This window comes from Ureibacillus sp. GCM10028918, assembly GCF_042666115.1.
GTDB lineage: Bacteria > Bacillota > Bacilli > Bacillales_A > Planococcaceae > Ureibacillus.
In genome coordinates this window covers 50,308-74,665 of sequence record NZ_JBHTFK010000007.1, presented here as the reverse complement: position 1 = coordinate 74,665, position 24,358 = coordinate 50,308, and the positions used below count along the sequence as shown (strand labels likewise).

Annotated in this window: 21 protein-coding genes and 1 riboswitch; of the genes, 8 read left to right on the top strand and 13 right to left on the bottom strand. The window is 38.4% G+C overall.

Annotated elements, in window-relative coordinates; all coding sequences use genetic code 11:
• Positions 1 to 3 precede the first annotated feature (3 nt).
• Positions 4 to 1,089 (top strand): copper resistance D family protein, encoded by a 1,086-nt coding sequence (locus ACFQU5_RS09485; RefSeq protein ID WP_390287090.1) that lies wholly within the window; start codon positions 4 to 6, stop codon positions 1,087 to 1,089.
• A gap of 276 nt (positions 1,090 to 1,365) precedes the next feature.
• Positions 1,366 to 3,561 carry an RNA polymerase recycling motor HelD gene (helD, locus tag ACFQU5_RS09480; protein WP_390287930.1) on the top strand — a complete coding sequence of 732 codons (2,196 nt, stop codon included), beginning with the start codon at positions 1,366 to 1,368 and terminating at the stop codon, positions 3,559 to 3,561.
• A gap of 344 nt (positions 3,562 to 3,905) precedes the next feature.
• On the opposite strand, the gene ACFQU5_RS09475 is transcribed toward helD, so the two are convergent.
• The 5 genes from ACFQU5_RS09475 to ACFQU5_RS09455 all read right to left on the bottom strand — a co-directional run bounded on the left by ACFQU5_RS09475 (position 3,906) and on the right by ACFQU5_RS09455 (position 6,062).
• Positions 3,906 to 4,202, bottom strand: coding sequence for a rhodanese-like domain-containing protein (locus ACFQU5_RS09475; protein ID WP_390287088.1), 297 nt, complete (start codon positions 4,200 to 4,202; stop codon positions 3,906 to 3,908).
• A 1-nt stretch (position 4,203) separates the two neighbouring features.
• Positions 4,204 to 4,563, bottom strand: coding sequence for a rhodanese-like domain-containing protein (locus tag ACFQU5_RS09470; protein ID WP_390287086.1), 360 nt, complete (start codon positions 4,561 to 4,563; stop codon positions 4,204 to 4,206).
• Between the two features lie 151 nt (positions 4,564 to 4,714).
• Complete coding sequence (gene thpR, locus ACFQU5_RS09465; RefSeq protein ID WP_390287084.1) at positions 4,715 to 5,275, bottom strand: RNA 2',3'-cyclic phosphodiesterase; 561 nt, start codon at positions 5,273 to 5,275, stop codon at positions 4,715 to 4,717.
• Between the two features lie 140 nt (positions 5,276 to 5,415).
• Positions 5,416 to 5,730 carry a DMT family transporter gene (locus ACFQU5_RS09460; RefSeq protein WP_390287082.1) on the bottom strand — a complete coding sequence of 105 codons (315 nt, stop codon included), beginning with the start codon at positions 5,728 to 5,730 and terminating at the stop codon, positions 5,416 to 5,418.
• Positions 5,730 to 6,062, bottom strand: a complete 333-nt coding sequence (locus tag ACFQU5_RS09455) for a DMT family transporter (RefSeq protein WP_390287080.1) — start codon at positions 6,060 to 6,062, stop codon at positions 5,730 to 5,732. The genes ACFQU5_RS09460 and ACFQU5_RS09455 overlap by 1 nt, the downstream gene beginning before the upstream one ends.
• A 55-nt stretch (positions 6,063 to 6,117) precedes the next feature.
• Positions 6,118 to 6,216, bottom strand: a riboswitch (guanidine-I (ykkC/yxkD leader).
• A 162-nt stretch (positions 6,217 to 6,378) separates the two neighbouring features.
• On the opposite strand from ACFQU5_RS09455, the gene ACFQU5_RS09450 reads away from it, so the two are divergent.
• Positions 6,379 to 7,188 (top strand): S1C family serine protease, encoded by an 810-nt coding sequence (locus tag ACFQU5_RS09450; protein ID WP_390287078.1) that lies wholly within the window; start codon positions 6,379 to 6,381, stop codon positions 7,186 to 7,188.
• Between the two features lie 172 nt (positions 7,189 to 7,360).
• Here the strand turns inward: ACFQU5_RS09450 and ACFQU5_RS09445 are convergent, their stop codons facing one another.
• Positions 7,361 to 8,344, bottom strand: a complete 984-nt coding sequence (locus ACFQU5_RS09445; protein WP_390287076.1) for an ABC transporter substrate-binding protein — start codon at positions 8,342 to 8,344, stop codon at positions 7,361 to 7,363.
• A 132-nt stretch (positions 8,345 to 8,476) separates the two neighbouring features.
• On the opposite strand from ACFQU5_RS09445, the gene ACFQU5_RS09440 reads away from it, so the two are divergent.
• From ACFQU5_RS09440 to ACFQU5_RS09430, 3 genes are all read left to right on the top strand, one after another.
• Positions 8,477 to 9,523, top strand: coding sequence for a FecCD family ABC transporter permease (locus ACFQU5_RS09440; RefSeq protein WP_390287074.1), 1,047 nt, complete (start codon positions 8,477 to 8,479; stop codon positions 9,521 to 9,523).
• A gap of 11 nt (positions 9,524 to 9,534) precedes the next feature.
• On the top strand, positions 9,535 to 10,542 hold the full coding sequence (locus ACFQU5_RS09435) for a FecCD family ABC transporter permease (protein WP_390287928.1): 1,008 nt from the start codon (positions 9,535 to 9,537) through the stop codon (positions 10,540 to 10,542).
• A gap of 662 nt (positions 10,543 to 11,204) precedes the next feature.
• Positions 11,205 to 11,621, top strand: a complete 417-nt coding sequence (locus ACFQU5_RS09430; protein ID WP_390287072.1) for an NUDIX hydrolase — start codon at positions 11,205 to 11,207, stop codon at positions 11,619 to 11,621.
• A gap of 49 nt (positions 11,622 to 11,670) precedes the next feature.
• Here ACFQU5_RS09430 and ACFQU5_RS09425 read toward each other — a convergent pair whose 3' ends face one another.
• Positions 11,671 to 12,666 (bottom strand): LLM class flavin-dependent oxidoreductase, encoded by a 996-nt coding sequence (locus ACFQU5_RS09425; protein WP_390287070.1) that lies wholly within the window; start codon positions 12,664 to 12,666, stop codon positions 11,671 to 11,673.
• A 1,001-nt stretch (positions 12,667 to 13,667) separates the two neighbouring features.
• Here ACFQU5_RS09425 and ACFQU5_RS09420 point away from each other — a divergent pair.
• A complete protein-coding gene (locus ACFQU5_RS09420; RefSeq protein ID WP_390287068.1) occupies positions 13,668 to 14,603 on the top strand; it encodes an aldo/keto reductase in 936 nt (311 codons plus the stop codon).
• A gap of 59 nt (positions 14,604 to 14,662) precedes the next feature.
• On the opposite strand, the gene ACFQU5_RS09415 is transcribed toward ACFQU5_RS09420, so the two are convergent.
• The 6 genes from ACFQU5_RS09415 to ACFQU5_RS09390 all read right to left on the bottom strand — a co-directional run bounded on the left by ACFQU5_RS09415 (position 14,663) and on the right by ACFQU5_RS09390 (position 21,915).
• Positions 14,663 to 14,848: a hypothetical protein gene (locus tag ACFQU5_RS09415; protein ID WP_390287066.1), complete on the bottom strand. Its 186-nt coding sequence runs from the start codon at positions 14,846 to 14,848 to the stop codon at positions 14,663 to 14,665.
• Between the two features lie 247 nt (positions 14,849 to 15,095).
• A complete protein-coding gene (locus ACFQU5_RS09410; protein WP_390287064.1) occupies positions 15,096 to 16,037 on the bottom strand; it encodes a ring-cleaving dioxygenase in 942 nt (313 codons plus the stop codon).
• 165 nt (positions 16,038 to 16,202) lie between these two features.
• Positions 16,203 to 17,114 (bottom strand): 1,4-dihydroxy-2-naphthoate polyprenyltransferase, encoded by a 912-nt coding sequence (locus ACFQU5_RS09405; RefSeq protein WP_390287062.1) that lies wholly within the window; start codon positions 17,112 to 17,114, stop codon positions 16,203 to 16,205.
• Positions 17,115 to 17,371: 257 nt separating this feature from the next.
• Positions 17,372 to 18,250 (bottom strand): GNAT family N-acetyltransferase, encoded by an 879-nt coding sequence (locus ACFQU5_RS09400; RefSeq protein ID WP_390287060.1) that lies wholly within the window; start codon positions 18,248 to 18,250, stop codon positions 17,372 to 17,374.
• Positions 18,251 to 18,352: 102 nt separating this feature from the next.
• A complete protein-coding gene (locus tag ACFQU5_RS09395) occupies positions 18,353 to 20,182 on the bottom strand; it encodes an ABC transporter ATP-binding protein (RefSeq protein WP_390287926.1) in 1,830 nt (609 codons plus the stop codon).
• The gene (locus ACFQU5_RS09390) at positions 20,182 to 21,915 is read right to left on the bottom strand and encodes an ABC transporter ATP-binding protein (protein WP_390287057.1); all 1,734 of its coding nucleotides are present in this window, start codon (positions 21,913 to 21,915) and stop codon (positions 20,182 to 20,184) included. The genes ACFQU5_RS09395 and ACFQU5_RS09390 overlap by 1 nt, the downstream gene beginning before the upstream one ends.
• 385 nt (positions 21,916 to 22,300) lie before the next feature.
• On the opposite strand from ACFQU5_RS09390, the gene ACFQU5_RS09385 reads away from it, so the two are divergent.
• The gene (locus tag ACFQU5_RS09385) at positions 22,301 to 24,328 is read left to right on the top strand and encodes a sensor domain-containing protein (protein ID WP_390287055.1); all 2,028 of its coding nucleotides are present in this window, start codon (positions 22,301 to 22,303) and stop codon (positions 24,326 to 24,328) included.
• The last annotated feature ends 30 nt before the right edge of the window (positions 24,329 to 24,358 follow it).

The window sequence follows — 24,358 nt, the reverse complement described above, 5'->3', positions numbered from 1 at the left end:
TCCATGGCTTTCTTAGGTATGTTTAGTCAGGCATTGGTTTATCTTTGTTTTGCAGTTCTTTTGGGCAGTTTTATCTTAGCTTTCATCTCGGAAGCCAAGCGTCCAACTATTGTGGTCCCAAAGAGTGCATTGCTTGTTTCCACGATTGGGATTGCCCTCTTCTCATTTTTCCCGGTGCTTCAAATCTTGTTGTACTTAGTACCGAATATGGGCTTTGGCGAAACTTTACAATCTGTTTTATTGACATTTGAAGTCGGCAAAGCTTGGCTTTTCACATTCATTGTGTCGATCATTTTATTACTATTCATAAGCTTTTTCGATGTACAAGCAAATAAATTATACAGGTCTATTGGTGTAGCACTTACTTTCCTCTTGATTCTCTCTTTAGGTTGGTCGAGTCATGCAAGTTCCTATAATCAATTGCTGGGATTTGTAAGTGATACTGTACATTTTACTGCTGTATCCGTTTGGGTCGGTATACTAATCGTAATTAGCTGGTTTTCAAAAAATCATCAGAATTGGGCAAACTTTTTAAAATGGTTTACTCCTGTTGCTCTGGTTTGTTTTGGACTTACCTTTGTTAGTGGACTTCTTTTGATGGATATTATTGTAGAGGACTATACAAATTCTTGGCCCATTTCATATGGCCAAAGTTTGTTATTGAAACATTTATTAATCATTCCGCTAGTTGTTTTTGCTGCCATTAATAGCCTAATGATAAAAAAGAAGGTTCAAATGGATGAAAGCTTTAACCCGCTGCCATGGGTAAAAGCCGAAAGCATTGTAATGCTTCTTATTTTTTCAGCTACTGCTGCACTTGGGCAACAATCGCCTCCGAGAGAAACAGCGATCTCCAGCAGCAATGTTTCGCAATTATTCAGCCTCGTTTACCAAGGGCAAATTCAACCAAATATGCTCGTTCAGTTTGCACCGAATGCGACAGCCATCATGCTTGCGGTTGTAACCCTTCTGTTCTTGGTATTAATGGTCTTTTCTTTCGTAAAGAAGATGCCGGCCATCATGACTTTTGTGATGGGGCTATTCCTTGTGATGAGTGGCTACCTGTCTTTAATGCTTAGCATTCAATAACGAATAAAAGCCGTTTCCATTTAGTTGCTGGAAGCGGCTTTTCATTTTCAAGATAATATAAGGGCCATTTACTAAATGGAGTTAACTTAGAAAAAACATTAGACAAAACTTCACTTCATAAGGAAAATTTAGTAAGATAAATATCTAGCTTTTTTCTGTACGATAGACTAAATGATTGGAGGATTGATTGATGTGGCTGAGCAAGCTGAAGGAAATACAATCCAGCGTCCGGAGTTCCAAAAAGAGGTTGAACGATTAGAGTACACCAAGCAATATATGAGTGAACTGCTTGAGGCATCGCAGCGAGATTTAAGAGCTGTACAGGACAAGATTAAAGAATCGATGGCGAACCTCGAATATATCGATTCCAGTGATAGTTATATCAATATCTTAACAAATTCCCGCTTTTTCGAACTGGCTTTAAATCAAAAAGAAAGTTTGGAAGCCGTTAAGAAAAAACCCTATTTTGCCCGCATTCATTTCCAGCGAACAGGAGAGCTTGAGGAGCTTTTATATATTGGAAAGACCTCCCTCTTCCATAACGAAACCTTCGAGCCAATCATTGTGGACTGGCGATCTCCAGTTGCAAATGTCTATTATGACGGTCGACTTGGCGAAATTTCGTACCCTGTACGTGACGAAGTTTTTACAGGGCATTTATTCTCAAAACGTCAATATAAAATTGAAGATGGCGAACTATTTAGCTTCCAGGATGTTGATTTAACGACAAATGACGACCTCTTGCAGGAGGCACTTTCAGGAAAAGCCGATGTACGATTGACCGAAATCGTCGCAACCATTCAAAAAGAACAAAATGAAATTATCCGTGCCCATTTAAAGCAGCCGATTCTTGTTCAAGGCGCCGCGGGAAGCGGAAAAACTACCATTGCCCTTCACCGAATCTCTTACTTCCTATATACAATGGGCGAGCATTTCAACCCTGAACAGCTAATGATTCTGGCGCCCAATAAACTATTTATCGAATATATTGGAGACGTCTTGCCAGAGCTTGGTGTGGAACAGATTTGCCAAACAACCTATGCAGAATACGTCCAAAATGCAACAGGCATCAAGTTGAAATTACAAAATCCGAATGAACAGCTTGAAACAATCGTTGAAGAAGGGCTGGATGCACTTCCCTCTTTTAACATCCCTCAAGTGAAAGGTTCTTTATTTTACCGTGACCTGTTAGACCGTTATATCAAAATCCACGAGCGCACTTTGGCAAATCTATTTAACGAAGATGTATATATTGAAAAGTACCGCATTATGCTTGGAAGTCACTTGAAGAAGCTGTTTTTGGAAGAGTTTGCTTATATGCCGATTGAAAAGCGGCTTGAACGCATCAAGAAGGTTGTTCAAACGGAAGTAAAACGAAAATCAAAAGCAGTACTCTCTTCTCTGAATACCCGATACGAAGATATGATTGGAAAAGCTCTGAGTGGACTTCGTGATCCCGACAAAAGACGTGAAACCGTAACAAAATTCATCGACGAACGGGATGAACGCATACCGAAGATTACAGCAGAAGCAAAATCTACAGCAATCCTTTATATGAAACGCTTTGAAAAAGCAAAAATCAAACAAATGTACCGCAAGTTTTTAACAGACCGTCAGCTTCTACAAGAACTTGCACCTGAATGGACATTTGAACAGCAAGAGAAGTTTTTGCAAAGCCATACAAAAGAAAAATGGGCATTAGAGGATCTAGCGGCGCTCTATTACATGCACGCAAAAATTAAAGGCATTCAAGATCAATGGAAAATGCGTGTAGTATTTATCGACGAGGTGCAGGATTATAGCCTATTCCAGATAGCTGCCTTACAAGATGGACTTGAAACAGATATGTTCACCATGGTCGGGGACTTGGCACAAGGAATCCACAGCTACCGTTCTTTGACGGAATGGGATTCTGTACTTGAGCTATTCCCTCGCGCAAACTATTTTACCTTGCAGAAAAGTTACCGAACGACGATTGAAATAATGGAGATAGCAAACAAAATCCTCATGAAAATGGATGAAGACTTGCCATTGGTGGAACCCGTTGTGCGACATGGCAACGAACCAACCTTTGTCCAAGCTGACCTCTTTGATCCGGAGAAAATCAACGAGATGTATCAAGCGATTGGACAAAATGGCCACAAATCCATAGCACTTATTTGTAAAACAACAGCTGAAGCAACAAATTATGCAAAGCTATTAAATAAAGCCGGCGTTCCTGCTGAAATGTTGAGTGATGAATCAGAGCTGGGTGGTGAGAAGCTTCTCGTTGTCCCGAGTCACTTGGCAAAAGGCCTTGAATTTGATGCGGTGATTATCGCAGCATTTGATATTCCCTACTTTGATACGCCGATTGACCGAAAGCTTTTATACGTTGCCCTAACGCGTGCCATGCACGAATTATTTTTGGTTGGACCAGGGCTGGAGTTCTTTTTATTAGATGGAATATCTAATACAGGTATCAAAGCATAGAAAAATAAGAAAGTCGGGAGAACGATAGAAGCTGTTCAGAGTCGCTTTAAGACCATGAACAGCTTTATTTTCTTGGTGGAATTCGGACGAAGGATCGTTTTTTAGCATTCTTTTTTGAAAAGAGTTGTCGAAGAAGTTTAAACAATACCCTTCTTCTTTTTAAATCCATCTCTTTCGGTTGAGGTAAGGCAGGCATTCTCATATGTTCACCACTCCTTTATTTAAATATATTAAATAAGGTTCTATATTATTCAGCCTATTGATAGTTTTTAAAATTTTTTAGTATATAAAAACAAGGCCAGACCCAATAGAAGTTGAGCTAGACCTTGTAAATAATAAAGTTTCTATTCTACTTTGCCTTCCCATGCAAGCATACCGCCGCTCATATTTGTTACTTCAAAACCTTGGCTTTGCAGATATTCCGTTGCTTTTCCACTTCGTCCACCCGAACGGCAAACCATAATATATGGTTTCGTTTTCTCTAGTTCATGCGTACGTGATTCGAGCAATCCCAACGGAATATGCGTAATACCTGGAATATGCCCAGCTTGTACTTCATCTGCTTCACGCACATCGATCAAATTAAGTTTTTCTCCATTTTCTAAACGCTGTTGCACTTCTTGAGGTGTGATTTCTTTCATTTTATCTCTCCCCCTTAAAATTCCAGTTGCTTAAACCGCCACGAACATTGGTGATATTCGTATGGCCGCGCCTTTTTAATTTTTTGCAAGCCTGATTACTTCTTATACCGGTTTGGCAGATGACCACGATTTCTTTATCTTTCGGCAAATCTTTAAATTTCGATTTCAATGGGATATTTTGAAACTGTTGAATATGTTGGGCATTATATTCAATCGGAGATCGTACGTCAATAAATACCTTATCCGGGTCATAAAGGACCTTTTTTAACTGTTCTGCATCAATTGTTTTAATCCCCTTCGCCGGTGTTAGTCGATACACGATAAACCCGATAAGGATAATGATCAAAATCCATTCTATCACTAGTACCTTCACTCCTATTAGGTTAAACATTAATTAATTGCCTAAAACTATTATACACGACAATTAGGAGAAACCTTTAGGAGAAGTTTGGGTTGAAGTAATTAAATTTATATACCGAACCAACCCTTGCCTCTATTGTTTTGCAAATGTACTACTCCTTCTCACCTAAAGCAAAACGCGCATACTCATGATATTTTGGTGTTTTGTCCAAATGCGTTTCATAGAGCACAATTTCATTCACTGTAAATGAAGGACTGTCTTCAAATACCTTTAAAGTTTCGATATCAAAGTCCCCTTCACCTTGCCATTTCCGAGCTAACGTAATATGGGGACGAAACGGTTTTTTATCCAATTGGAAACCAATGTTGATGCATTGGCGGTAGACCTTTTTTTGAACTGTGTTCAAGCTTTCCGATTGTTCTACATCTGCCCAAAAAATCCGGGGTTTTTTATGAGGTCCAAATGTACCAATCTTATGTAGCGTTAACGTAAATGGACGTTCATCTACTAACACTTGCGACATCGTGTCAATCACTTCTTGTTTCATGCTTTCTTCAGCAAAGCCTAAAAATGCTAATGTTATATGATAATCCTCAGAATGTACCCATCTGGCAAAAGGGAAATCCAGTTTATTTTTTTCAACCCATTCGTTTAAATAGTCCTTCACTTCGTTCGGTAGCTTGGCAGCTAGAAAATAATGGTGCTTACTCAATCGTTTCCACTCCTTAAGACTAGATATATCTTCACATTATTATAGTTCTCATATTTAGACAAATTATCAAAAAACACTTCAGAAACTGTACTGATCATTGAAAAACGCCGAGCATCACCCTAAGCTCAGCGCTTTTTGTTTTAAGAAATCATTTTCAGCCCTATACTTGCGCACAGAATAATAAAAATACATAGTATCCTTTTCCAGTTTTTTGATTCTCCATAGAAAAGCATTCCTACCGTTGTGCCGCCGACAACCCCGATCCCTGTCCAGATTGCATAGGCTGTTCCCATTGAAATTGTGTGCATCGAGTAATCTAGAAGAAATAAGCTTATACAAAAACCTATCACTAAAAAAACAAGAGGCTTCCAATTTCGGCTAACACTATACTGATTCATCATGGCTACACCAAAAGTTTCAAATAAACCTGCTACGATTAAAGCGACCCATGCCATTATGCGTCCGCCTCCTTCTCATCATCTGTTACAAGCTTCAATCCAATTACACCTACTAGCAACAATACAATTAATAATATTTTTATAATGTTAAATGGCTCCCCGAAGAACAAAATTTCAGAAAGAACTGCCCCTGCCGTTCCCAGGCCTACAAATATCGCATAAACCGTTCCGGTAGGAAGTGTTGAGGTTGCCTTAATCAATAAATAATTACAGATGACAATGGCTATGATCGTTCCCGTCCATTCCCAAACCTCGTCTGCATGTGCCAAACCAATTACCCAAAACACCTCAAGCAGTGATGCCAGCAAAACCTTTAGCCAAGATTTCATGTTAAATTTCCTCCTTAATTTCGAAAATAAAAAAGCCTGGGAGATATTAGTTAATATCTCCCAGGCTTTTGTCCTTCCGTGTCACGCATTGCGTAGTTTTCTCTCGGACCAGACTATCGAAAAACAACGATACGGAACCCTAGAAAACCTTTCCCTTAATCCAATTTTCTTGTATTATGTCACACAATCCCAGCAATTTCAAGTTGGCTTCATGGATACAAGCTGCCATAACCTTTCTATTAAATTATCAAAAGTTTTCAAAAAATACTCATTTCCGATATGATAAATGAAGGTAAGGCGAGCAAGGAGGGGCGAAATGGATAAAGAACAACAAAACGAATTTGAACCGATCAGTGAAGAGGAATTAATTGAATTAGTCCTTGAGGAACAGAGAAAAGCACTTGAAAAAGAGCGGGAAAAAAGGTTAAACGGAGTAAAAGAAACAAAGAAAAAATCAAAGCCTGTTCGCCTTTTTGCCTGGGTTATGGCAGTGATGCTCGCCTTTAGTACATTCGCTGTCATCCTTGAAATCTTCTCGATTCCGGCGATTGAGTTTTTAAAAACGTCTGCAAGACTCACCGGGCAAGAGAATATTCAAACCTATAAACAAGCTGTTGTTGAAATTCAAACGAACGATGGGAAAGGAACGGGTTTTGCAGTTTCAGAGGATGGCTATATTGTAACGAATGATCATGTCATCGAAGACGCCCTTACCATCACCGTTATCTTTCCGGATGAACGTCTTTTCAAGGGAGAGGTTATTGAGAGCTATCCGGACATTGATTTAGCTATCCTAAAAGTGGAAGGAGAAGAACTCCCCTATTTAACGCTAGCTGATTCGTATACACCTACACCAAATGAATCGATTTACTTTATTGGAAATCCTTTATATTTTACAGGAATAGCCAATGAGGGTGAGGTAATTGATTACAAGCAGCTTTCTGATTGGGATGAAGAGGTGTTAATGTTGGATGCACCAGTCTATCGGGGAAATAGTGGCAGCCCTGTGATTAATCTTGAAGGACAAGTCATCGGCATAGTTTTTGCAACAATTGATGATCAGACTCATGGACACGTTGGATTATTTGTTCCCGTTGATCTGCTGCAAGAGCAAATTCAATTTTAGTTCAATATGAAAATAATAAAATCCATCATATAATTTTCACTCTATAGCTCGTGGGACTTGCTGTAATAAGCGCATATATTCAAATTTTTGTCAACTTGGTTTACGAAAGCGATTTCTTAATAAAATAAAAAGTACTTGCCTCGAGTTCGATCAGCAAGTACTTTTTCATTTCTTATTTCGCTACACTTTCCAATATATCATCAATGATTTGTTCATTTGCAATGGCACCAGTGTATAACCAGCTTTTATCAGGACCAAATTCATATAAATTTCCTGCTTTTACTGCCGGAATGCTTTGCCATAATGCATCACTTAATGTTGCACTTTCACTGCCATCGCTGTTTACTAAGAATAGATAGTCTGCATCAAGCTCAACTAATTTCTCAAGTGAAACGGCATTCCAGTTATTTTCAGCGCTAGCCGAAATTTCCTCCACAACTGCAGGTACCTCAAATCCTAAATCATTGTAAAGTACATCCCCACTTGATAGCTCTTGATTAACTACAAAGAAGCTTCCTCCCACTAACCAAATCGCAGCGGCAGATTTTTTGCCAACCTTTTCTTCTAGTTGTGCTTTGGCTTCCCCTGCTTTTGTTTCATAATTGGCGATTACTTCTTCAGCTTTGTCTTCCATTGCAAAGATTTTACCTACTTCTTTAAGCTCTTCTCTCCAATCATTATTTAACTCTGCTCCAATCACATATGTAGGGGCAATTGCACTGTATTGACCATACTTTCCACCTTCTACCATGCTCGGTGAGTCCATAATAATTAAATCTGGCTCAAAGCTTTGTACTTCTTCAAAAGGAAGATCGTGATTGATTACGTCAACATCTTTTAGATAATCCTGTAAGTAGCGTTGAATACTTGTTCCTTCCTTTACCGACCATTGTGCGATAGGTGTAACGCCCAAGGCTAATAATGGATCTTCTAAATAAGATGCAAGTACACGTTGTGGATTCGCGGGAATTTCGACCTTATTTCCTAATGCATCTGTTAAAGTGCGAGTTCCAGATGCTTCTTCCCCGGTTGAAACTTCACTTGTAGATGAATTTTCTGATTTAGGTGTATCTTCGGCTTGATCTCCACATGCTACTAACGCTAATGCTAAAACGCTTAAAGATACAATTTTTAAAGGCTTGATTGAAATGCCCATTTTAATCCTCCTAATATTATGTTAAAATTAACTTAATTGATAATGATTATCATTTATATTAAATGCTAAATAATGATTTAGTCAACATTTATTTATTTTTTCAGTAAAGGTATAAAGAAAGTAGGCTTTTGTATGGCTCAGCCAAAAAAGATATCTCAACATTTACATACTTCCTTTAAAGGAAAACCCGTTGTCTCATTGATTCTTGGAATTGTAGGTATCTTTACGCTTATTTTCCTCGGTTCTATTTCAATCTTATACGGTGCTTCCTCGATCAATTTTACGGCGATTTTTCAAAGTATTTTTCATTTTGATGAAGGAAACAGTCAGCATGTCATTATTAGAGAGCTGCGAATTCCCCGCGCTATCGCTGCAATTGCTGTAGGAGCAGCATTAGCAGTTTCGGGTGCGATTATGCAAGGGATGACGAAAAATCCACTAGCATCTCCTTCTATCATGGGAGTAACAGCTGGATCTGCCTTTGTGCTTTCACTTGCCATGGCCATTATGCCTTCCTTACCGTATCAATCACTTATACTCTTCTCGTTTATAGGAGCAGGTTTAGGTGCATTCTTAGTATTCGGCATGGTTGCATTTGCCAAGGGAGGGATTACGCCAATACGTTTAGTATTAGCTGGTTCGGCAATTACATCCCTATTAACTTCGCTATCGACCATTATTAGTATTCGCTTCGATATTGCCAAAGATATAAGCTTTTTTTATGCTGGTGGGGTTTCCAGCATTCAAATGCACCACTTAACATTTGCGATGCCTGCCATTGGCGTAGGTTTAGTATTTGCAATCTTATTGTCTCGATCCATTACAGTCTTGAGTTTGGGAGAGGATATTGCAAAGGGTTTGGGGCAAAATACAACACGCATACAATTATTTGGCACAATTACGGTCTTGATTTTAACTGGTGCTGCTGTTTCCATTGCTGGTATGATTGGTTTTGTCGGTTTGGTCATTCCACATATCACGCGATTTTTTGTAGGATTGGATTATCGTTTTATCATTCCATGCTCGGCGATTTTAGGGGGCCTCTTGCTATTGGGAGCCGATATCCTTGGACGCATGGTAAATCCTCCATTTGAAACACCCGTAGGAGCAATCACGGCTATAGTTGGTGTACCTTTCTTTCTTTATTTAGCTAGAAAAGAAGGGAGATCTCTAAATTGAATTCGCAATTGATGAACAATCGTAAATTTGTTGGTTACATTTTTATATTTTTGTTTCTGATCATTGCCCTTGTGTTATTTAGCATTAATGCAGGGTATATACATATTCCCCTTGCGGATGTATACGCAACATTAACAGGGAATGGCACAGGTCCAAATGAACTAACGATACTCAGTTTTCGATTACCCAGAATTGTAATTGCCTTATTAGTAGGTGCTGGAATTGCAGTGTCAGGGGCAATTTTGCAAGGGGTCACGAAAAACCCGATCGCTGATCCAGGAATCCTTGGCATCAACGCTGGAGCTGGGCTAGCAGTAGTTCTTTATATGTTCTTTTTCCAAGGCTCTGCATTCTTTTCAGGACCATTAGCGATATATATCATGCCGCTAACTGCTTTAGCAGGAGCGTTTTTAGCCGCAGTTTTCATCTATTTCTTTTCAATGAAAAATCGATCCGTTGCCATTTCCCGTCTACTCTTAGTCGGAATTGGCGTGAACGCGGCATTTAATGCCGGCTTAATCATTTTTCAAATGAAAATGGAGCCAGCTGATTTTACCGCAGCCTTAGTTTGGATATCCGGCAGCATTTGGGGAACCAATTGGACCTATGTTTTAGCTTTATGTCCTTGGATTTTCGTCTTCATTCCCCTCGCTATTTATAAATCAAACTATTTAAATATCCTGAATTTAAACGACTCGATCGCTATTGGCTTAGGTATGAAAATCGAACGTGAGCGCCGATACCTATTATGTATTGCCGTAATTTTAGCCGGTACTTGTGTAGCTGTTGGCGGTGGAATTACCTTTTTAGGACTAATCATTCCACAAATCGTCCGTAGACTTGTTGGAGCAAATCACAAAAGGCTCATTCCTTTAACGGCTCTAGCGGGATCGTTATTCCTATTGCTTGCAGATACGCTGGGCAGAATGTTCATGGCTCCTGCCGAAATACCCGTTGGTTTAATTGTCTCACTAATCGGGGCACCTTATTTTATGTATTTGTTGATAAAAGGAAGATAACCATATAAGCATCTCGATTCGTTAAGCTTGTTGCTAACAATTGGGATGCTTATTTTATTACTAAACTAATATTTTTACCCGAAATTCAGAACCCATGCCTTCAGCCTTAATATAATAAGCTCGCCTTCTGATTTTTTTGTAAACCTTGTTTACGATTTAGGTTTTTTAAAATAACGGGAAAGCACATTGACAACATGAAAAATGAGACCCTCATAATATATTCTATTACTAAAGCAATTTTAATAGGTTAAATTCAAAAAGAACCCAACCAACGTTGATATTCTCAATCCAATGCTCGAAATTTCCGTCAACCTTGTTTACGATATAGGTTTATTTTAATACTAATAACAGTATAATTAAGTTTGCTTTTTAAGGCTTATATTTATTGTTTGGGATTTCTATACCAACTCTACCCTCGCAATACTCCTAAGTAAATATGTTATCGCTAAATTTGAGCAAGGATACTTCATTATTGAGTTTTGCCTTTTTACTTGCGATTTCGTTCTACTAACTTGCGAGTTTTGTCTCTTTACTTGCTACTTCTTAACTTGATTGACAATTTAACTTTTCGTATATAACAATTAACCTTAAAGAAGTTTCAAAACTAGCAATCAACCTCATTATAATTTTCAAATAGAAAACCAAAAAGGACGGTGCTCAAAATGACAAATCATATCCTAGTTGCTCTTAAGGGGGTAATTGTAAATGAAGGCAAGGCTTTAATCGTTCAACGGGCAGATGACGATGAAATTGGCGGAGGTACTTGGGAGTGTGTTGGTGGCCAAATCGAATTTGGAGAAGATTTAGAAACAGCACTTTTACGGGAGATTCAAGAAGAGGTTAGTCTCAATGTAACAATAGAGCAGATTTTATATGCAACTACATTTGAAGCTGCACCAACAAGACAAGTCATCATTATCACTTATTTATGCAGCAGCCAACATCGGAAGGTTGTTTTATCAAAAGAACATTCTAATTACACATGGGCACCCACAGAACAATTAAGACAATTATTGCCTGTTAATATCCTCAACGATTTCGAAAAGAATAATATTTTTTCCTTGGAAGCATTAAAATAAACGGAAAAACACTTGGACTATATCAATCCAAGTGTCTGTCTATGTCACCTTACATTAATTCCTTCGCTAACAAACGATATACATTTAATCTTGCTTCTTGTGAATGCGGAATAGTACAAATCATGGCTTCATCAAACCCGTATTCTGCTTGTTCCTGCAATAATAGGTCTGCTACTTCTTTAGCTGTCCCAACGAAATGTTGACTTCGGTTATCCTCGATCCACATGCGATCCATCTCTGTCAATGGGTAATCCTTTGCTTCCTCTGGAGTCATTCGCATTAAATCTACTTGTCCCCTATTAAATAAAAGTCGAGCAATATCAGCCGGCTTTGCTTGATATTCGGCCTCTTCCCTCGTCTCGGCCACGGTCACGAAGTAGGATATCATGATTTCCGACTTCTCCATAAACGGTGAAGAAACAAAGTTTGATCGATAGGCATCAAACACCTTTTTATTCATGTATCCATTGAAGAATTGTGCATAGGAATACCCCAACCCCATTTTGCCTGCTTGGACAGCACTATTGCCACTTGAACCCAGCAGCCAGCTTTGCGGAAGAACTACATTATTCGGTGAGGCAGTTACTCTTTGATAATATGGGTTTAGTGGTGCTTGGTCATTTAAAAAATCCAACGTCCATTGCAGCTTTTCATACAGATTATTCACTTGCGGCTGACGACCTTCAGCCAAAGCATACATGGCATAATTATCGCCACCCGGAGCTCTTCCTGCTCCAAAATCTATTCGTCCAGGTGCTAGTGCACTTAATGTTTTAAACACTTCAGCAATTTTATATGGTGAGTAGTGCATAATCATCGTGCCACCAGTGCCTACTCGTATACGATTTGTTTTTGCTGCGATATATGAAGCAGTTATCTCCGGAGCCGAGCTTGCAAATCCTTTTGTGTTGTGATGTTCAGCCATCCAAATTCGCTCATAGCCTAGCTCTTCCGCCACAACCGCTAATTCTACCGCTTTTGTTAAGGCATCCGCGGCAGTATTCCCACTCGTAATTGGCGCTTGATCTAATACACTTAATTTCATCTTCTTGAAGACTCCCTTCTCTATACGCATCCCCATTTTGATTTATTCATAAAAACATATCAAAGCTATCGGAATTAATCTCATTGTAAGGAATTTAGGATCATAAATCTAATTTCATGCCTTTGCCATTAAAATTAATACCAACTTATAAAACATGTCGAATTATTTTCCTGCAAACTAACAACATAGGAATTTAAAAATACAATTGTCGTAAAACGACATTCTACTATGACTTAAATATCTTTTCCGTAAACCAAGTTGACAAAGATTTTGGTCCTTTGATTTAATACACCAACCTGGAATGAGATCAATTCAAATTTCAATATTCCTGTTTTATTATGTTAGTAAATCATTTAATTATTTTCCCATTCTCGACATTTTTATTTCCTGAAATAGTTATATCATCAACTAGGTTGACAAAAATTAAGATGCCTCGGCAGACTAAGTCAATCCTCAATCGACTCACCTTTAAAAAGTGATTTTATTAATAACTATAGCAGGAGATTTTCTTCGCCATCTACTTTAATCGACACCGATATTTTACTGAAATAGCTACACCATCAACCAGGTTGACAAAAATTCCATCCCCTCCACGCTTAGAAAATATGGATAAGTATGGGTCATTCAATTTCTCCTTTTCCAAATTATTTTTCCTGTAAAATTTCGAAATTGGATACACTTATCGACAATTAAGCATTGAATTTTAAGCCAGTTCGTCAACTAGGTTGACAAAGATTTGGGCACCTCGGGTTATTATACAAACCTCTAAGAACCACAGTATTTCAGAAAAAAAGGTTTTCTACATTTCATTCCAACATTTTTTCCAGCTATCAATAATCTACTAAACTCGACACCAACTAAAGAGAATTATTAAATTTAAACTCCTTTATCCATACTGATTAGTTTATTTTTTGGAATAAACTGTATAAAATTAACCTTGGAAACTTAACTATCAAGACCTACTGGATTACTTAAAAGATATGAGAAAGAGGGATGCGATTATGGTTAACAAAGTTCAACTGGGTAAATCAGAGCTTTTTGTGAATCCTATTGGTTTAGGTGCTAATGCTGTTGGTGGGCATAATTTATATCCGAATTTGGATGAAGAAGTCGGAAAGGACTTAGTGCGCACAGCTATCGAAAATGGAATGAACTTTATAGACACTGCTTTTAGTTATGGCCCAGAACGTTCAGAGGAATTGATTGCAGAAGTTTTGAAGGAAAGTGGTAAACGAAACGAAGTCATTATAGGAACAAAGATTGCTCAAAAGTTTATGGATGGAAAAAAGATGATTGATAATTCTCCTGCCTTCTTACGTAACGAAGTTGAGAAAAGTTTAAAACGACTTCAAACAGAATATATTGATTTACTTTATATCCATTATCCCGATGAAACTACACCAAAGGATGAAGCCATTGGGGCATTAAAACAATTAAAGGATGCAGGGAAAATCCGTGCCATAGGGGTTTCCAATTTCTCGCCGGAGCAATTAAAAGAAGCAAACAAAGATGGGTATGTGGATGTTGTACAAGGAGAATATAATTTATTAAGTCGTTCTGCTGAATCAAGTTATTTCCCTTACACTATTGAAAACAACATAGCGTTCATTCCATACTTCCCACTAGCTTCCGGATTACTTACAGGGAAATATACTACGGAATCTACTTTTAATGATTTACGTAAGGGACTTCCATACTTCCAGGAACAAGTATTCTCTAAAAATCTGGAGAAAGTGGAGCAAATTAGAAACATAGCCAATCAAAAAGGCGTAGATGTTGCCCATATCGTTTTAGCATGGTACTTGAAACAAGAAGCAGTTACAGCCGTTATTCCAGGTGCAAAAAACTCGGAGCAAGTACTAAATAACTTAAAAACTCTTGATGTACAGCTAACTAATGATGAAATCCTAGTAATAGATGAGCTCTTTAGGGCTTAAGAAAAAGGGTGACCCGAACGTCTTGTTACGGTCACCCTTTTCACTATTTATCTACTAGCTTAGAAATAAGCTGGAATAGCACCTACAAAAGACAAGTAATATACCAAAATTAGGAGAAGGACAATTCCAGCAATAACCGGAAGCATGGCAAGATGTTTTAGCCATCTTCGCTTTGTTAGTTTTCCTACAGCATACATCACCAGCCCCAAAGTTATTAAAGCCACTGCAAGAATTAGCAAGTACATATTTTTTCACCTCCTTTGTCCTACTCTATGAAAGTAGAAAAAAATGGTGTGAGACATATGACTTGAATGACTGTCTTTACAAATAAAAAATCTTATAAAGTTCATTTTTAGATAGGCAGTATAAGCACACAAGCAGTTCGAATAAATGAAAAGTTATCTTTTTCGGCATGTTTTTTTACACACAAAGTTTCTCTCTATACGTAAAAAAGCTGCACCAAAATTCCCGTTGGCACAGCTTCATGTATTATCAATCTAGGGGTTCTAAGTTGCTTTCAATTTCCTGTCTGCGATCCTCTAAAAAAGGAGGAAGATCTAATTTTTCACCTAAGGTTTTTATGTCTGCATCCACTGTAAATCCTGGATCGTCGGTAGCAATTTCAAAAAGTATTCCATTGGATTCCCGGAAGTAAAGACTTTTAAAATAAAATCGATCTACAATGCCTGATGTATGGAATCCACGCATCTTTACCTGCTCATTCCAGTAGGCTAAGTCCTCATTGTCTTTTGCGCGTAACGCTAAATGGTGTATACTTCCACGGCCTGGCTTTTCACTTGGACCATCCAATTCCTTCACGAGAATTTCCCCAAAAGCTTGCCCATCAATAGCTTGGAGCAGGACTTGCTCCTCAAAATGCTCTTTTACGATGAAACCAAATAGTTCAGTCAATGCTCTCTCTAGTTTACTAGCACTTTTCACTGTTATTTCAATGGTACCCATCCCTAGAATTTGATGTTCACTAGGTACAGCGGATTGTTCCCATGTTGCCCAAAACTCCGGTACCTCTTCTCCATTGTTGTTTAGCAAGATTATGCGAAGCCCTTCTGGATCTTCGAAGGCAAGTGCTTCTCTACCTGCGTAACGCGAGATTTCATCATGTTTTACGTTTAGTTCTTCAAAACGCGTCTTCCAGAAATTCAAACTTTCCACTGATGGCACCAGAAGCCCAATTTGAGTTATTGCATTGGTGCCACGGTGCGTTCTCCCTACCATCGGGATTTCAAAGAATGTTAACCCCGTTCCTGGACTCCCCACTAAATCACCAAAAAACAAATGATACATAGATGGATCATCTTGATTGACGGATTTCTTCACTCTGCGTAACCCTAGTGTTTCTCTATAAAAGGCATCGTTTTTCTTCGCATTTTTTGAAATCATTGAAATATGATGATGACCTAAAATTGTTGGCATTTCTCTTCCTCCTTTTTCTTTGTACCGAGCTATTTTTCATACACTCATTTTATCTCGAATTCGAGATAAAATCAATCAATTGATTAATCCGTCTTATTATTGTTTACTTTTCCTATTTTCTATACGAAAAAAACGCCCTCTACGATTTGTAGAGAGACGTTCAAATTAAAACAGGTAACTTATTAATAATCCGATTGATAATAAGAATGAGAAAAGTGTATTAGTGATTGCTGTGGATTTCATGGCAATTCGCATAAATTGAGGTTCTTTTTCCCCTTTTTTAAATCCTTGAATCGCCGAAATCGGTTTTTTTACACTTAGTAATACAACTAGTGCCCAAGGACTTACTGTACCCATGAAAACCAGAACAAGTATCCAAATATATGAGATGACAAAGGCAATTGTTAAAGAAAGAACAGCTCCATCTCTCCCAAGAAGAATCGCTAATGTTTTTCTTCCACCCTTTGTATCTTCTTCAATATCACGGATATTATTCGCCATATTGATGCCACCAACAAGAATCCCTACTGGAATCGATATTAAGACGGAAGGGAGTGTTAAATCGCCAGTTTGAATGAAGTAAGCAATTAATACAAAGCCCGTCCCCATTAATGCACCAGCAAATAATTCCCCAAATGGTGTATACGCGATCGGGAAAGGACCTCCTGTATAAAAGTAACCTACAGCCATACCGAATAATCCAATTACCACTAACCACCAGCTACTGCTCGCGCATATATATACACCAATGAAAGCTGCCAAGATATATAGCAGGATTGCTACTGTTAATACATTTTTCGGCTTTAACCCGTGGCGTACGATTCCTCCACCAATTCCCACCGATTCAGCAGTATCTAGCCCGCGCTTGAAATCATAATACTCATTAAATAAGTTTGTTGCGATTTGAAGAGCTAAACAAGCGACCATCATTGCAGTAAATAAAAGCCAATTGATTTTAGTATCAAATAAAGCGATCACCGTTCCTAAAATAACCGGAGCAAACGTCGCCGTTAATGTATGTGGTCGAGTCATTTTCCACATTAGTTTGGCGGGACTCATATTTTTTTCATTTTCCATGAATCTATTCAACTAACCTTTCGTATATAGTTTTTCACATTCCTTCATTATATCAAATTCACACGAATGCTCAATGACGGCTTCTTCACAGAACCTTCGAGGTGGATTTTACCGGACACTTTTATTGGTTTATCGGACACTTTTGTAGTTTTGCCGGACACTTTTCCTTATTTACCGGACACTCTACCGAAAACTTCCGTCAACTCCCCAACAAAAAACACCCACAAATCACAACTTGATTTGTGGGCATCCCCTCTTTACTCACCTGTGTAAACGAAGTAATCTACTTGCATAGATTTAATAAATCCTGCTTTCTCATAAACCGCCAGTGCACGTTCATTTTCAATTTCGACATCCAGCATGACATTCGTACTGCCATTGCGCAAAGCAAAATCCTTTACCCATCTTAGCAATGCCGTACCGATACCTTGCCCTTGTTTATCCGGATGAACGGCTAAAGCAGAAATCATTTGAGCATTTCCTTCCTTTGAAGAAGTAACTGTACCGACGATTTCTCCTTCCAATTCGGCAATCCACAATATCCTGCCTTCCGACATGGTATTGTAGTGAATTAGCTCAATGGATTCTTCACGCAAATCACCAAAGGCAGTACTAAAGATTTCAATTAAGGCATCCTGATCCGTTGCCTCTAAATACGGACGAATATGAACTGATCCTACTGATTCTAACGTTTGCGGCGTTGCTTCAAAGGTTGCTTCAGAAAAACTATAGGAATACCCATACTTTTCGACAAATTTACGGCGGGGAACATCTTTTTCGATCACTAAGGCTAATTCTCCCTCAGCACCTCGTTGATGCAAACCATCACCAATTACCTTTAGTATTGCTTCATCCAATCCTATATCACGGTACATTGGTGATACCAAGATAGCCCATTCATACGTATTTAATCCCATTTGGTCAACGGCACTCGCAACACCAACTAACTCACCTTGTTCATCATCATAGGCAAGAACAAAAAACCCTTTTACATCATGCCTAGTAGAATCCAGCAAATTTAAAACAGAACTGTAATTATATTGATCTACTACTAATGCAGATTCACATAAAGTCTTTATTTCATTAAAAGTTTCCGGATCAATTGGAAACGACTGCGTAATAATTGAAAGATTCATTTATAAAACTCTCCGATTCTTAAGCTTATGATTTTCATTTTAGATGAACACTCATGCAGTCGCAAGGTCCTTTGGGGAATTACATGTAATTCCCTAGTAGAATCATTTAATACCAGATTGACTAAGCATATTAGCATAAATGCCATTGTGCTCCATTAATTCCTTCTGTGTTCCTGACTCCATTACTTGCCCTTGCTGCATGACAAATACGACATCTGCAGTACGGATCGTATTTAGACGATGGGCGATGACAAAGCTAGTTCTTCCCCTCATCAGTTCTTCTAGAGCTTGTTGGATTTTTAACTCAGTCACCGTATCAATGCTACTCGTCGCTTCATCTAACAATAAAATCACCGGATCTGCTGCAAAAGCTCTGGCAATGGAGAGAAGTTGCTTTTGCCCTTGTGAAATTTCACTTCCATCTGCCGTTAGAATCGTTTCGTACCCATTTGGAAGTTTCATAATAAACTCATGTGCGTTTGCTTTTTTGCAGGCTTCCACTACCTCTTCATTTGTGGCATCCAGCCGACCATAACGAATATTTTCATAGACACTTGCTTCAAAAAGAAACGAATCCTGCAAAACGAATGCCATTTGACTTCTTAACGTTTGTCTCTTGATGTCCTTCACATTCACACCATCAAACAACACTTCTCCGTTATCCACATCATAAAATCTAGAAATCAATTGCATAATGGTTGTTTTTCCGGCGCCTGTTGCCCCTATTAGTGCAGCGGTTTGACCTGGCTTTACATGAAAGCTTACATTTTGCAATGTATAGGCATCTTCAACTAATTCGTATTTAAACGAAACATCACGGAATTCAACTTCGCCTAAAAGCTGATGGTCTTCATCCATTTTTCCAGTGTCTTCTTCCATCTTTTCGTCCATTATGGAAAAAACTCGCTCTGCCCCAGCAATCGCTGATAAAACCGTATTCATCTGGTTAGCCAAGTCATTTAAAGGTCGTGTAAATTGACGTGAGTATTCCGTGAAAATAACGATTGTCCCTATTGAAACAAAGCCGTTATAAGCCAGTATCCCACCAACTCCTGCGATAATGGCAAAGCTAATATTGTTTAAAAGATTCATTACTTTTGGGATAAAACCCGAGTAAGTGAGTGCCCAAAATCCAGTTCTTCTATATCTTGCACTCTTTTCGCGAAATTCGTCCTTCACTCGCTCTTCCTGAGAAAAAGCCTTCACAACCCTTTGACCGGAAATGGTTTCTTCAATCATTCCATTTAATGCACCAATTGCAGCTTGTTGTTCCTTGAACAGCTTCCCTGTCCTTTTAGTAATCCAGCGAGTTGCTATAAACATTAAAGGAATAATCAGCATCGTCAACAATGTTAACAGCGGGCTTAAGGTAAGCATTACAATAACCGTACCAGTTAACGTCAATATACTTGAGAATACTTGAATAAATGACGTGTTTAAAGTGGCACTAACTGTTTCAATATCATTCGTTGCTCTACTCATCAATTCCCCATGCTGCCGCTTATCGAAATAGGTCACGGGTAGGTGCAATAAATGATGGAACACCCCTGTACGCATTCGATAGATTGTCTCTTGTGCTATTCCAATCATCCAAAAGTTTTGGAAAAAGAGAGAGAAAGCCAATACAATATAAATGAACACTAACCCAATAATCATTGGGAGCATCCCATCAAATTGCTGCTTCAGCACATATTCATCGATCATATAACCAATGAGATATGGCCCTAGAAGAGCCATCGCTGAACTTACAACAACCAAAAGTAAGACGGCAATTAATAACGCTCTTCTCTCATCCACAATTCTCCATATGCGCAATAATGTATTTTTCCAGTTATTCGCTCTTGGCCCTTTCTTCTTTTTGATGACAGGACCTTTTATATCTTCCTTCGTTAAAATCGGTTCGTAGCCAAACGGTTTTCTTACGATTTTCATCACGCTTCACCTTCTTGCTCTTGTTGTGACATGACAATTTGTTTATAACGAGCGTTTGTACCGAGAAGTTCTTCATGTGTACCGTAGCCAACCGCCCGCCCATCATCTAATAATAGAATTCGATCTGCTCCTTTTGCCGTTCGAATCTTTTGGGTTACCACTAGCATAGTCGCTTTTTCTCCTTCTATTGCATCCCAGAAGGCAGTCTCTGTTTTGACATCCAACGCACTTGTACTGTCATCCAGGATTAGGATGGAAGAATTTCTTATTAAAGCACGCGCTATAGACAGGCGTTGCTTTTGCCCGCCGGAAAGATTAACCCCTTTTTGCCCAACTCTTGTTTCATATCGGCTCGGGAAGTTTTCAACCGTTTGATGAATTTGTGCATTGGTTGTGGCTAGCATGACCTCATCCATTGATCCCCCCTGTTTACCCCAACTTACATTCTCATAAATAGAACCTGTAAATAACATGGAGCTTTGAGGTACGTAGCCAATAATTGCTCTTAGTTCTTCAAGTGGCCAGTCCTGAATATTTCGACCGTTTACGTAGATTGCCCCGTTAGTCGGATCATAAAATCTCGGCAGCAAGTTAAGGAGAGTAGACTTGCCTGCTCCGGTTGCGCCCATTATCGCCAGCTTTTCACCCGGCGCAACAGAGAATGAGAGATTTTGAAGGACAGCCTTTTTCGTATTTGGATATTGGAATGTAACACTTTCAAAACGAATCATTTCATTACTAATAGAATTTAAACCAAACGGACGAGAAGTAGAAGAATATGTCTCAGTCCCCTTTTCAATTTGCAGAATTTCCTCCATTCGTTCAGAAGAGGCTTTTGCACGTGATAGGGCAATAATGATAAAAGCGAACATTGAGAAAGAACCTGTTATTCTTAAAGCATAGTTGACAACCGCTACTAGCTCCCCAACTTGGGCATCACCATTTCGAACATCCATCGAACCAAACCATAAAGCCGCTAATAAGCTAATATTCATAACAAACAATAGCACCGGCTGGATAAGCTCCATGATTCGAAGGGCCTTCACCGTATCAAGTTGCAAATTGCTCGAAACCTTCTGAAAACGAATTTGTTCATGCTTGCCGCGCATATAGGCTTTTACTAAACGAATGGCTTGCAAGTTTTCCTGGAGAACACGATTTACACGATCGAGCCTACTTTGAACCTCACTAAATAAATGAACACCCTTCTTCACAATAATCACTAAGAAGACAACTAAAATCGGAGTCCCTATTAATAAAAACATCGCCATTTTGGGATTAACAACAAACGCCATAATCAAGCTCCCGAGAGCAGATAATGGAGCTCGAAGCATAATCCTTAAACTCATAAACAAAACGGACTGTACCTGCTGCACATCACTTGTTAACCTAGTTATCAAACCAGATGTAGGGAAACGTAAATAAGTTGCCATGGTAAAGGATTGAATTTTGCTGAACAAAGCATTTCGCAAATCAAATGCAAAGCTTTGTGCTACGTGAGATGAAAAATAGGAATTAATAACACCACTTGCAAAGGCCGCAAAGGCTAAAACGAGCAGTATAATTCCCCAATTGCCGATTGTCCCTATATCCTTTGCAACAATACCGTCATCAATGATTTTTGCAATGATTAAAGGTTGGATAAGTTCGACGACTAACTCAGTAAACATTAAACATAATGCAATTAATACTGGCCATTTATATGGCAGTACATAAGAAAAAACAGTTTTCAAAACATACACCCCTACCCCATATTCCACCAGGAACAATTTCGCAAACCGTAATATATATAAGCATAATGCATACCCTAATAATTGCCAACCTTCTAAAGTCGTAAGTATTACCCCCTCGTAAAAAACGAAGGCACTTAAGATGATTAAGAATCGAGAAATTAGTCCTCAGCACCGGCTATCTCCAGGCTGGTATCCATTGTACCCTAGCAAAATTGTCCCTCTTATCTAAAAACAATGTTAACGTCAGATCTTTTATAATTTTATATTACTTTTTACCCTCATGTATTTTAAATGGAAACTTCCCTTTATTTTAATAGTGACTATTTGCCATAAAATATTTATAATATATAGTATGAATTTACGACTATTTAGGAGTGAGAACCGAATGAGCCAAGAGAACGTGAACATGGTGATCGATGAGAAAATGGTGAATTTGTCCCCCTTTCCTTCTTTTGTAATGAATCGAAATAGCGAGGTACTTATTTGGAACGATTTAAGCAAAAGTTATTTTGGTTATGAGAAGGACGACTTTTCGAGTACATCCGCTGCCATCAAAACTGGTTTACTATCTTCTCTATCTGCAGAAGCATATCAAGATATATTTCTAGGAAAAGATTCACTGCGTTTTGATAATGTTCGACTTTTAACAAAAGGGGATGCATTAATCGATTCAACTATTTACACATCGCATGTCACTTATAATAATGAACCTTCCATATTAGTAACTTGTATTCTTGATGAGTCCTACACTCGCATGGATGACTCCATGCAAGAACTAAAAGACCTAATCAATGGATTGTACTCTTCATATATGGTCGTAACCGTAGATGCAGAGGGTCTCATTGTAAATTGTAATCCCAACTTTTTATCGATCAGTCATTGGACGCCAAAACGTGTATTAGGAAAGACATTTTGGCAGCTGTTTCCGGATAATGAAGGCAGTTTGAAAGTAACTGATTCCATTTGGAAAACAATTAATTCAGGTCAAATTTGGGAAGGTGAAGTAGAGAAAATTACGAAGGACGGTTTTTCTTATTGGGTATTTTTAACCGCGATTCCTACCTACTCGCCAACTACCAAAAACTATGAATTCGTTTTGTTTGAAAAAGATATTACCAATGAAAGAAAAATGAAACAACAACTTGAGAAAATTGCTTACATTGATCCCGAAACCGGATTAATGAACTCACACCGTTTAGAACAGATTGTTAATGAGATGATTGAGGAAAAACGTCACTTTTCTTTCGTTTATCTTAGCATCGATAAATTTTATACAATTAAAGAACTAGACAACAGTAAGGTGGAAGATAACTTAATCACCGAATTTACAAAACGTATGAAGATTTATTTCCAAGACAGTGAAATGGCGAGAATCAACGAACATGAATTCGTTGTCATTACACCCCTTGGTGAATGGTTTACTCAAGGTTTTTTAACGTATTTAAAACAAAATCCAATTTATACTGGAAATGTGGCCGTACCTATTTCAATTAGCGGCGGCATTACTCGCTCTCCACAAGATCAATCGACTTTCCCACATTTAATGAAGGCATCTCTTGCAACGATTGCCAATGTTCGTGAAGCAGGTGGAGATAATATTGTTTCATTATCCAATGCAATACATAAAGCCATTAATCGTAAATCTATTATTGAAAAACGTTTATTGCTTGCACTGGATCAACAAAATTTAAAAGTATTTTATCAACCGCAAGTTGATATTCACACGGGTAAAATTTTGGCCGTTGAAGCACTTGTCCGGTGGGAAGACGATCAAATCGGTGTCGTAAAACCGGAAGAACTAATTCCAATTGCCGAGGAAACAGGATTAATCAATAATATCGGATCATTTGTGATTGAAGAGGCATGTAAGCAAGCTGTCAAATGGCATAAAGCAGGACTTGATTTAAAAGTTACGATTAACCTATCCGTTCGTGAATTCCGTGATAAGAACATGGCAAAATCGATTTTATCGACTTTGGAAAATACACAGTGCCCTGCTAAATTGATACAAATTGAAATCACCGAGAAATTTGCTTTAGAGGCAGAAGCTGAAACTTCGATTATTAAACAAATGCGTCAACTCGAAGAAGAAGGAATCGTCTTTATCCTTGATGATTTTGGTACAGGCTATGCATCCTTCCGATACATGCAGCTATTGCCAATTGAAACTTTAAAAATTGATCAAACGTTTATCCATTCACTACTTCAATCTGAAAAAGCTCAACGTTTGATACACGGAATGGTTCAATTCGGCAAGTCTATGAACTTAAATGTTCTAGCAGAAGGTGTAGAAACGATAGAACAACAAAAGCTTCTACAAGAGTATGGCTGCGACGCTATCCAAGGTTACCTGATTAGTAAACCGGTTGCCGAAGATGTAATCACAAGACTTATGATTAGTTCAGTTAATTAAGTGAACATATATAAAAGGCTGCTCGTTAAA